Source organism: Dyella sp. 01N36, assembly GCF_056399745.1.
Genome location: NZ_JBFTRY010000139.1, coordinates 9,611 through 18,887, shown reverse-complemented (window position 1 = coordinate 18,887; position 9,277 = coordinate 9,611). Strand labels below are relative to the sequence as shown.

The window sequence follows — 9,277 nt, the reverse complement described above, 5'->3', positions numbered from 1 at the left end:
CCGTATGACGCGGCGGGCGGGTGGAGGAAAGCCCGGAGGGTGGCCGCATGGATGCGGCCAGTTTTTCGACAGGACAGGGATGTCCTGTCGAAAAACCCCGCAACCCGCCCGCGCACCTGGAGGGCCGCAGGCCCGGAAGGCGCGTCATCCGGGGGGCCCTTCTCCGTGGGTTACTTTCTCTTGGGCAAGCAAGAGAAAGTGACCCGTCCTCAGGCAGGAGGACGGAAGCCCGCGGCAGGCGAGCCAGATCGCCGTATCGCGACAACCGAAGTCCATCGCTCCTGGATCCCGGCCTGCGCCGGGATGACGAGCAAACAGCGGGCAAGTCCCGCGATGCCAGATGGAATGAAAAGCTAGCGCGTAGTGGTCGCCGCCGCCGGCACCGCTGCAGCCTTCGGTGCAACCGGCACAACCGCCGCCGCCCCCTTCACCTGCTGCTGAAAGAAATTCTCAATCAGGTGATACACGTGACTGCGCTGCCCGGGCAAGTTGAGCCCATGCTTCGCCCCCGGGTACGCCATGAACTGAAACTGCGTCCCACGCTTCTGCAACTCCGCCATCAACTCGGTCGAGTTGAGAAACAGCACGTTGTCATCCGCCATCCCGTGCACGAGATACAACTTCGAGGTAAGCCCATCGAGCCACGCCATCGGCGAGCTGCGCGTGTAACCCGAATCGTTGTCCTGCGGCCGCCCCAGATAACGCTCCGTGTAGAAGGTGTCGTAGAGCCGCCAGTTGGTCACCGGCGCCACCGCCACACCGCCGGCCAATTCATCCGAAGCCTTCGCCAGCATCATGGTGGTCATGTAACCGCCATAGCTCCATCCGAACACGCCCACATGCTTGGCATCCACCCACGGCTGCGACTTCAGCCAATGGATGCCGACCAGCTGATCGTCCACTTCGGCCGCGCCCAGCTGCTGGTAGATGGCGTTCTCGAACTGGCGCCCGCGGCGCGCCATGCCGCGGTTGTCCAGCGTGAACACCACAAAGCCCTGGTTGGCCATGTACTGGTTGAAGTAGTCGCCCCACGCATTGGTGACCATCTGCGCATGCGGGCCGCCGTAATACATGTCAAACACCGGATACTTCTTGGTGGGATCGAAGCCGGCCGGCTTGTACAGGCGGTAGTACAGCGTCTGCCCGTCCGCCGCTTTGAGCGTGCCGAATTCCGGCTTGATCAGGCTGTCGCGATACGGCCAGTACGGATGTTTTTCATCCAGCTTGTTGGCCTCGATCCAGCTGACCAGGCTGCCGTCCGACTTGTGCAGGCTGACCTGCGGCGGCGTATCGACACTGGAGAAATTGTCGAGATAGAAACTGCCCTCCGGCGCGAAAGAAGCCGCGTGCGTGCCCGCGCCCTGGCTGATGCGCGCCGGCGCTTTCGCCGTGCTGCCGTCGATCTTCAGCGCATAGATCTGCTTCTCGGGAACAGCGACCTTGTTCGACGCCACGAAGACCGTGCCCGTGTGCTCGTTCACTGCCAGCAGTCCGTCGATCTGCCAGTCGCCTTCGCTCACCGCGTGCTTGAGCGTGCCGTCGAGACCGTACAGATACAGATGGTGGTAACCGCTGCGCTCGCTGCCCCACAGGAAAGTCTTGCCGTCCTTGAGGAAGGTGAGATCGCTGTTGAGATTGATCCAGGTGTCGCTGGTTTCGGTGAGCAGTGTGCGCTGCGCCAGGGTCTTCGCGTCGACCAGGCGCAGATCCAGTTTCTGCTGATTGCGCGGCATGCGCTGGTAGGTGACGTGCTTGCCGTCGGGCAACCAGTTCACGCGGGTGAGATAGATGTCCGCATCCTTGCCCAGGTCGATCCAGCGCGGTTGTCCGCCAGCGGGCGACACGAGGCCAAGCTTCACGGCCACATTGGGCGCGCCTGCGGCGGGATAGCGCTGATCGATCACGTCGGTGTGATCGGCAAACAGCTCGGTGCGCTTGGTCACCGGCACCTTGGCTTCGTCGTAGCGCTCGAACGCAATGGCCGAGTCGTCGGGTGCCCACCAATAGCCGGCGCTGCGATCCATTTCTTCCTGCGCGACGAACTCCGCTTCACCGTTGTGCACGGTGCCGCCGCCATCATGCGTCAGCTGCCTGGCTTCGCCGGTGCCCAGATCGATCACCCATAGATTCTGATCGCGCACGTAGGACACGTAGCGACCCTTGGGCGAGATCTTCGGATCGATCACGTTGTCGCCGGTATCGAGCGGCGTGGGAGCCGCGTCCGGCGTGGCCAGCGCGACGACATAGAGTTTGCCGTTGATCGGGAACAACAGCTGCTTGCCGTCAGGCGACCATTGGTAGCTCACGATGCCGTGCAGGCCGGCGGTGCGTTCGCGCTCGCGGCGCGCCTTCTCCGCATCCGACAACTGCTCGCCGTTGGGTTCGAGTTTCTTCGAATCCACCAGCAGGCGCGTCTTGTTGTCCTTGAGCTGGTATTCCCACAGGTCCAACTGGAACTGATCGTCCGCGCGGGCGCGCAGGAAAGTCACGCGGCTGCCGTCGGGCGAAATCTGCAGACCGCGCGGCGCGGCACCGGCAAGATTGCCACCGTCGAAGATGCGTTCGATCGTGAGTTTTTCGGCCATGGTCGGCAGGGCTACCATCGTCAGGGCAGCAAACAAAAGGGCGCGCATGGAGACTTCCTTGGGCGACGCGTCGTACGCAAGAACAAACGGCGATTAGAACGCGTCGCGCCCTTGGAAACCAGCGCTTTGTGCGTGAAGCAGGCGAAAAAGGGCGGAAACTCCGTGAAGGCGCGACGTTTCTGACGGCTCCCGCTCCTCTTCACACTCGCGGCTAGCTCTTCGCTCCCTGCCCGAACAGCACTTTGCGCGCGTCCTCATCCGTCGTCAGGTCGAACTTGCCCTTGATATCCTCGCCCAACGCATACGCGCGCCGGGTGGCGGGACGCTCGCCGATCGCTACGAACCAAGCCTTCAAGTGCGGGAAATCCTCCAGGCTCATGCCTTGGTTTTCGTGCGGCACGATCCACGGATAGGCCGCCATATCGGCGATGCTGTAGTCGTTGCCGGCGATGAAGCTGCGGCCTTCCAGACGCTTGTTCAGCACGCCGTAGAGGCGACGCGTCTCGTTGACATAGCGGTCGATGGCGTAGGGGATTTTCTCCGGCGCATAGCGGCTGAAGTGATGGTTCTGGCCGAGCATGGGGCCCAGCCCAGCCATCTGCCAGTACAACCACTCCAGCACCGTGTATTTGCCGCGCGGATCGGTCGGCAGGAAGCGGCCAGCCTTCTCGGCGAGGTACWGCAGGATCGCGCCGGAYTCGAACACGCTGATCGGCTCACCACCGTCGGCAGGCGCCGTATCCACGATGGCCGGCATGCGGTTGTTCGGCGAAATCGCCAGGAACGCTGGCTGAAACTGCTCGCCCTTGCCGATGTTGACCGGTTTGATGGTGTAGGGGAGGCCGGTTTCTTCGAGGAATAGCGTCACTTTGTGGCCGTTGGGCGTGGGCCAGTAGTACAGCTCGATCATGAGGTTTCCTGGGGGCGGACGATCTGTTGATGTTCGGGGCGCTAGGCTTGGATTCAAGCCGGGACCGGCCGCTGCACCGTCAACCGCTCTTGGGTGCCCGCGTTCCCGCAGAGACGCCCTTAAGGAGTGCCGCCCATGAAACGCCTTCCCGCCATCGCTGCGATTGCTCTTGCCGTCACGCTGTCTGGCCACGCATGGGCCCAGCAGGACGCGCCACCCGCCGCCGGCAGCCAACACATGCACGCCTTCGATGCGCCAACGCAGTTGCAGCGCCTGACCAGGCAATTGCAGCTGACGCCGGATCAGCAGGCCAAGATCGGCCCGCTGCTGGAACAACGCGGCCAACAGCTGCAGGCGATACGCGGCGACACCAGCCTCAAGCCCGCCGACCGCCGCGCCAAGACCATCGCCATCGTGCAGGACAGCGACAGTCAGATTGGTGGCGTGCTGACCCAGGAGCAGCGCGACAAGTGGAAGGCCGTGCGCGAGAAGGCGATGGAGCGCATGCAGGAAAAACGCGGCCAAAACGTGCCCGCGGCGCCGGGCAGCAGCGGCGGCTGATTCCGCCCGCGGCATCCCTTATCCTGCTCCATCTCGCCTAACGCAGTGATGGAGCAGGTATGGCACGCGTCGTCGTGGTCGGCAGCATCAATATGGACCTGGTGACGCTGGCGCCACGCTTTGCCGAACCGGGCGAAACCATTCTTGGCGAACGCTTTCTCACCGTGCATGGCGGCAAGGGCGCCAACCAGGCGGTGGCCGCGGCCCGCCTGGGTGCGGACGTCGCGCTGATCGGAGCCTTGGGCGATGACGCCTTTGGCAACGAACTGCACAACGGCCTCGCGCGCGAGGGCATCTCGCTGGAGCATGTCGAGCGCATCGCCGACTGCGGCAGCGGCACGGCGTCCATCACGGTTGCGCAGGGCGAAAACCACATCGTGGTCGTGCCCGCCGCCAACGCCCGCGTGACGCCGGCGCAGATCGAGCACGCGCATGCCACCTTGGCGTCGGCAGATGCCATCCTCGTGCAGATGGAGATACCGCTCGAATCGGTCGAGGCGACGCTGCGCCTTGGTCAAAAGCTTGGCAAACCAGTCATTCTCAATCCTGCGCCCGCGCAGAAGTTGCCGATGGAGTGGTTGAAGCTCGCTCGCTATCTCACGCCTAACCAGCATGAGCTGGCCATCCTGCTTGGTGCATCCGGTGATGAGGACTTTCGCACGCTCATGCAACGCGCACCCGCGCCCGTCGTGCTTACGCGTGGCAGCGATGGCGCGTGGTACCGCGACGGCGGCGATCCACAGCATCAGGCGGGTTTTAAAGTCGATGTAGTCGACACCACGGGGGCGGGCGATACGTTCAACGCCGCACTGGCCGTCTTCCTGCACGAAGGATTGCCGATCGCGGTGCGCAAGGCGTGTGCGGCGGCGGCGTTGTCGGTGACGCGATTGGGCGCGCAGGGTGGCATGCCGACGCGAGCGGAGCTCAAGGAGTTCCTGTGACAGCGCACCCTCTCTGTGGGAGCGCACCCTGTGCGCGACAGCCACGCTGAGGTGTATCGCTCCGTAGGATTGTCGCGCACAGGGTGCGCTCCCACAGACAGCTCGCGCTAGTCCGAAGGCCCTGGCGCAATCACTTCGCGCTGCCCATTGATACCCATCGACGACACCAATCCTGCCGCTTCCATCGCTTCGACCAAGCGCGCCGCGCGGTTGTAACCGATGCGGAACTGCCGCTGCACGAACGAGATGGACGCACGGCGCGAACGCAGCACGAACGCAGCCGCCTCGTCGTAGAGTGGATCAAGTTCGGCATCGCCGGCTTCCTCGCCGAACAGTTCGCCGGAACCTTCGCTAGGCGGACCGGCAAGGATCTCTTCCTTGTAATCGGGTTCGCCGTAGAGTTTGAGGTGCGCCACGATGCGATGCACTTCCTCATCGGCAACAAAGGCACCGTGGATGCGCTGTGGATAACCCGTGCCCGGCGGCAAGAACAGCATGTCGCCCTGGCCGAGCAGGCTCTCCGCGCCCATCTGATCGAGAATGGTGCGTGAGTCGATCTTCGACGACACCTGGAAGGCCACSCGSGTYGGGATATTSGCCTTGATCAGGCCGGTGATCACGTCCACCGACGGSCGCTGCGTSGCAAGGATCAARTGRATRCCGGCSGCGCGCGCTTTCTGCGCMAGSCGYGCRATCAGYTCTTCGATCTTCTTGCCGGCGACCATCATCAGGTCGGCCAGCTCGTCGATCACCACCACGATCATCGGCAAAGTGTCCAGCAACTCGGGCACTTCGGGATGCGCGGGGAACGGGTTCATCAGCGGCCGACCCGCCGCGCGCGCCTCGCGTACTTTCTGATTGAAGCCGGCGAGATTGCGCACGCGCAGATCCGACATCACGCGGTAGCGGTTCTCCATTTCGGCCACGCACCAGGCCAATGCATTGGCGGCGAGCTTCATGTCGGTGACGACCGGCGCGAGCAGATGCGGGATACCCTCATAGACTGAGAGTTCCAACATCTTCGGGTCGATCATGATCATGCGCACGTCGTCAGGCGTGGCCTTGTACAGCATCGACAGGATCATCGCGTTCACCGCGACGGACTTGCCCGAGCCGGTGGTGCCGGCCACCAGCATGTGCGGCGCCTTGGCCAGGTCGGCGACCACCGGTTCACCGGTAATGTCCTTTCCCATCGCCAGTGTCAGCAGCGAATCGGCATCGCGATAGACCGGTGAGTCGAGGATCTCGGACAAGGCGATCATCTGGCGCTGCTCGTTCGGCAACTCCAGGCCCATGCAGGTCTTGCCCGGAATGGTTTCCACCACGCGGATGGACGTCCGTCCGAGACCGCGCGCGAGATCCTTCATCAACGCGACGATCTGATTGCCGCGCACGCCCACGGCCGGCTCCACTTCGAAGCGCGTGATGACAGGACCGGCCGATGCGCCGACGACGGTCACCGGCACTTTGAATTCGCGCAGGCGTTGTTCGATCAGCTCGCCGGTTTCTGCGAGCTGCGCTTCGTCGATGGAGGTCAGCTCCTGGCGTGGCGCCGCGAGCAGGGAGAGCGGCGGCAACATGGCCGTCGAACGGGTTCGCGCTGTTGCAGAGGAAGGCAGCGGCGTGATGTCCGCAGCCGTGATGACGGGTTCATCGTCATTGGCGGCTACACGTCGGCCCGGTGCGATCGGTACAGCCTGCAACGGCAGGGCGACAGCTGCGAGATCGAGATCGGACGAGGTGTCCTCCGGTGCAGCCAAGGTTGCGGCAACGGGCAGCGGTGCTGGATCCAGATCGACCGCCGCAGCCAATGGCACCTCGTCGACGACCGGTTCTGCTTGCGTCGGCAACGGTGCCGGCACGACCGGCTCCATCGGCCGCGGGGCCTGTGCCGCCGCGGCGCCGGCGGCGATCGGTGACGCGGAGGTCTTCGCCAGGCTCGGGCTGGTCGCGATGGATGGCGAGGCACGACCAAACGTTGGACCTGGCGACGCTGCTGCCACGCGACCGTGCTTGGGCGTAAGCCAGGGCTCGCGTATCACTTGCTCTTGCTGTGCCGCGTAGCGGACAGGCGGGACGCGCGACGATGACGCAGCAGGTAGCATTGCTGATGCCGATGAAGGCGTGCTCTTTGCAGCGACGACGGGATCGACGGCCGCTTGAGCAACTCGCTCTGCTGCTGGCGTCGGTCGGCGATGCTTCGCGGATGCACGCTCCACGCGACGCACCGCGCCGGTCGCTCGACGTCGGGTGATCGGCTTGCCACGCCGCGCCGCGATCGCATCCAGTGCACGCTRCAGCAACCTGGCGATCACGTCGACAGCCGCCGACAAACGCTTGAACATCGCCGGCCAGCCCATGCCCAGATACCACGGCAACGCAGCAGCAAGCACCGCCAGCATGGCCAGCGTCGTGAGCCATCCACCGAGCAAGCCGCCGATGCCATGCGACAGCGCGCGACACACCATGCCGCCGGCGTTGGCATCATCGGTGTACTGATCGATCACCAGACCTTCGAGCGTGGCACTGGCCAGCAGCACCAGCAGCGCGCCCAACCCGTAGCGAATCGAACCTTCGCCGCCACCCGACCTGTTGCGCCGTTTCAGCAGAGTCCTGCCGGCGCGCCAGAGCAGGGGGACAAGCCAGAGTGTGGACAGCCCGAAGGCGCCGAAAAAGAATGAGAGCATGCCTGGATTCGAATCGACCGCGTGCAAACTCAGCATGTTAGCGCCATTGCCTAAGGCACGTCAGCAGAGAGTTCGCTAACGTCTTGTCGTTGTTTGGAACTTGGACTCAGACCGGCGTGCTATTTGCCGATGCAGAACGAGCTGAAGATGGCGCCGAGCAGGTCGTCGCTGGTGTAGCTGCCGGTGATTTCTCCCAGTGCCTGCTGCGCTTGGCGCAGTTCCTCGGCCGCCAGTTCGCCCGCGCGAGTAACCCGCAGCACCTGCTCGGCCTGATCCAGGTGCAGGGCGATTTCCTCAAGCGCCAACACATGGCGACGGCGCGCACTAAACGCGCCTTCGCCACTGCCCGAGCCGGCAAGTTGCTTCAAATGGTCGCGCAAGGCATCGAGGCCGGCACCGGTTTTCGCGGAGGCCCACACCCAGATGGCTTCTGGCCGCACGTCGTAACGCGGCGTGCCGCTGGCGAGGTCGATCTTGTTGATGAACACGATGCGTTCGACGCTCGCCGGCAGATCGGCGAGCAGGGCAAGGTCGTGTTCGGCGTGCGCGATGTCGGTGACGAGCAGGGCGACGTCGGCGCGAGCGAGCTCGCCATGGGCACGGCGTACGCCTTCGCGTTCCACCGGATCGTCGGTGTCGCGCAGACCCGCCGTGTCGGCCAATTCGAGCGCGACGCCGTCGAGGTTGAGTTGCTCGCGCAATACATCGCGGGTGGTGCCGGCGATATCGGTAACGATGGCGCGGTCGCTGCCGGCCAGCGCATTGAGCAGGCTGGATTTGCCGGCGTTGGGACGTCCGATGATGGCGACGCGCAAGCCGTCATTGAGCCGCACGCCGCGCTGCGCTTCACGCAACAGGGCATCGAGTTCCGCGCGCAGCGCCTGCAGCTGACCCATGATGCTGGGGTCAGCGAGAAAATCAATTTCCTCTTCGGGAAAATCAATCGCCGCTTCGATATGCACACGCAGTGCGATCAGCGACTGCAGCAAGTCGTGCACTTTGCGCGAGAACACACCCTCCATCGAGCGCAGCGCCGCGCGCGCACCAGCCTGCGAACGCGCCGCGATCAAATCGGCCACCGCTTCCGCCTGCGCCAGATCGAGCTTGCCGTTGAGAAACGCGCGTTCGGTGAATTCGCCCGGACGCGCCAAACGCGCGCCGATGCTGCAGACGCGACGTAGCAGTGCGTCGAGCAGCACGGGACTGCCATGGCCTTGCAGTTCCAGCACGTGTTCGCCGGTGTAGGAAGCCGGCGCGGGAAAGTAGAGCAGCAGGCCGCGATCGATCAATTCGCCGTCGCGTTCGCGGAAAGCTGTGAAGTGCGCGCGGCGGGGATCGGGGTCGCGTCCGAACAATTCCGCGGCGATGCCGGGCACCGCCGGTCCCGACACACGCAACACACCGACACCGGCGGCGCCGGGTGCGCTGGCAATGGCGGCAATAGTGTCGGTGTGATTCATGGCGGGAATTATGCGGTTTGCGAGGAGCAATGCGATAACGATATGGCCGCCCCTCATCGTCATCCCGGCGCAGGCCGGGATCCAGTGGCGAGAGCAATGGGTCTTCGCGACAGCGCATAAAGCAGCATCACTG

At 64.2% G+C, this 9,277-nt stretch carries 6 protein-coding genes; 2 read left to right on the top strand and 4 right to left on the bottom strand.

The window, feature by feature from the left end; genetic code table 11:
- Positions 1 to 353: 353 nt before the first annotated feature.
- Both AC1DMG_RS16700 and AC1DMG_RS16695 read right to left on the bottom strand, forming a co-directional pair.
- A complete protein-coding gene (locus tag AC1DMG_RS16700; protein ID WP_477180790.1) occupies positions 354 to 2,633 on the bottom strand; it encodes a S9 family peptidase in 2,280 nt (759 codons plus the stop codon).
- Between the two features lie 163 nt (positions 2,634 to 2,796).
- Positions 2,797 to 3,495, bottom strand: a complete 699-nt coding sequence (locus tag AC1DMG_RS16695) for a glutathione binding-like protein (protein ID WP_477180789.1) — start codon at positions 3,493 to 3,495, stop codon at positions 2,797 to 2,799.
- 135 nt (positions 3,496 to 3,630) lie between these two features.
- Between AC1DMG_RS16695 and AC1DMG_RS16690 the strand changes: the two genes are divergently transcribed.
- Together AC1DMG_RS16690 and rbsK are read left to right on the top strand one after the other, a co-directional pair.
- A complete protein-coding gene (locus AC1DMG_RS16690) occupies positions 3,631 to 4,056 on the top strand; it encodes a hypothetical protein (protein ID WP_441601823.1) in 426 nt (141 codons plus the stop codon).
- Between the two features lie 59 nt (positions 4,057 to 4,115).
- Positions 4,116 to 4,997: a ribokinase gene (gene rbsK / locus AC1DMG_RS16685; protein ID WP_441601822.1), complete on the top strand. Its 882-nt coding sequence runs from the start codon at positions 4,116 to 4,118 to the stop codon at positions 4,995 to 4,997.
- 107 nt (positions 4,998 to 5,104) lie between these two features.
- Here the strand turns inward: rbsK and AC1DMG_RS16680 are convergent, their stop codons facing one another.
- Positions 5,105 to 7,684 carry a DNA translocase FtsK 4TM domain-containing protein gene (locus tag AC1DMG_RS16680; protein WP_477180788.1) on the bottom strand — a complete coding sequence of 860 codons (2,580 nt, stop codon included), beginning with the start codon at positions 7,682 to 7,684 and terminating at the stop codon, positions 5,105 to 5,107.
- A 119-nt stretch (positions 7,685 to 7,803) separates the two neighbouring features.
- Positions 7,804 to 9,144 carry a tRNA uridine-5-carboxymethylaminomethyl(34) synthesis GTPase MnmE gene (mnmE, locus tag AC1DMG_RS16675; RefSeq protein WP_441601820.1) on the bottom strand — a complete coding sequence of 447 codons (1,341 nt, stop codon included), beginning with the start codon at positions 9,142 to 9,144 and terminating at the stop codon, positions 7,804 to 7,806.
- Positions 9,145 to 9,277 lie beyond the last annotated feature (133 nt).